The organism is Arthrobacter sp. SDTb3-6 (assembly GCF_013376095.1).
Classification (GTDB): domain Bacteria; phylum Actinomycetota; class Actinomycetes; order Actinomycetales; family Micrococcaceae; genus Specibacter.
In genome coordinates this window covers 1-1,180 of sequence record NZ_JAAMFN010000117.1, presented here as the reverse complement: position 1 = coordinate 1,180, position 1,180 = coordinate 1, and the positions used below count along the sequence as shown (strand labels likewise).

Genomic DNA, 1,180 nt, shown 5'->3' with positions numbered 1-1,180 from the left:
CGGTTGCAACCGGGGGTGTTTTCCCCGGCCGTCGGTTGCAACCGGGGGTGTTTTTTCGTTCCCTCCCGCGCGACCGGGCCTGTGTTTTCGTCCACGTCTGGTTGCAACGGTTGGGAGGGCTTCGTCGGGGGTCGTGCCAGGTGAGGTGTACCGGGCACGGGCCGGTCCGTGCGCAGGGCCGCCGGTACACCCCGAAAGGGTCGCAGGAACAACCCAGAAGGGCTGCCGGAGCACCCGCCCCACCAAAGAAAAAGAACACATCTACCAACATCTATGATAGTTAGCGTAGGTAGTATCCATAACGGGTGTATGGACGAGCCGGTTGGTGACCCCGGCAACGGGGGATCCCCCGCCACGGACGAGGCGGCGGCACTCATTGCCGCCCTCACCCTGCCCTCCGTTGAACCGTTCGGCCCGGACGTGCCGGAACCGGCACCTGGCCGCGGCCGCGGTCGAATCCGCGGCCGTGGGCCTGGACGGGTGGCAGGCGGGTGTGGCGGAGTCCTTGCGCGATCGCGGAGGTCGCGGTGACGTTGTGCCTCCCGGAAACCACCGCGAAAGCCCTGGCCGCCCAGGCCCGGGACCTGGTGGGCGCCCGCCCGCAGGTGATGGCGGCACTGCGGGCCGGGACATTGTCGTGGCGGCATGCGTTCACGATCCCGGATGAAACCGGCACCCTGGCCGGCACCCAGGACATCATGGCCGCGGACGTGGACGCGTTTGAAGCGGCCTTGCTTGCGGTGGCCCCGGGCACGACCGGGGCCCGGTTCGCGGCCAAGGCACGCCGGCTGCGGGAAGGAACCCACCCGGAATCACTGACCGTGCGCACCCGGGAGGCAATCAGCAAGAGGTCCCTCGGGGTCGAGGCCGGACGGGACGGGATGGCCTGGCTGACCCTGCACATCCCGGCCCCGGCAGCCCAGGGCGCACTCGTGTACTGCACCGGGCAGGCCCGCGCCCTGCAAGGCCCCGGCGAATACCGCACCCCGGCCCAACTCCGCGCCGACACCGCCACCCTCCTCCTGGGCCAACCCCTCCCCACCCCCACCAGCACCGGCACCGGCAACAGCAGTGCCGGCAGCGCCGGCCAGGACACCACCGGCACCACCCGCATCGGCAATAACAGCAACAGCGGCGGTGGCGGTGACAATGCCGCAGGGAGCGGTGGCGGTGACAATGC

General features: G+C 70.2%; 1 protein-coding gene. It reads left to right on the top strand.

Going from position 1 to position 1,180, the window contains the following annotated elements:
• Window positions 1-527: 527 nt before the first annotated feature.
• Window positions 528-1,180, top strand: a 653-nt coding sequence (locus G6035_RS19560) for a DUF222 domain-containing protein (RefSeq protein ID WP_176618769.1), incomplete at its 3' end; no start/stop codon positions are given.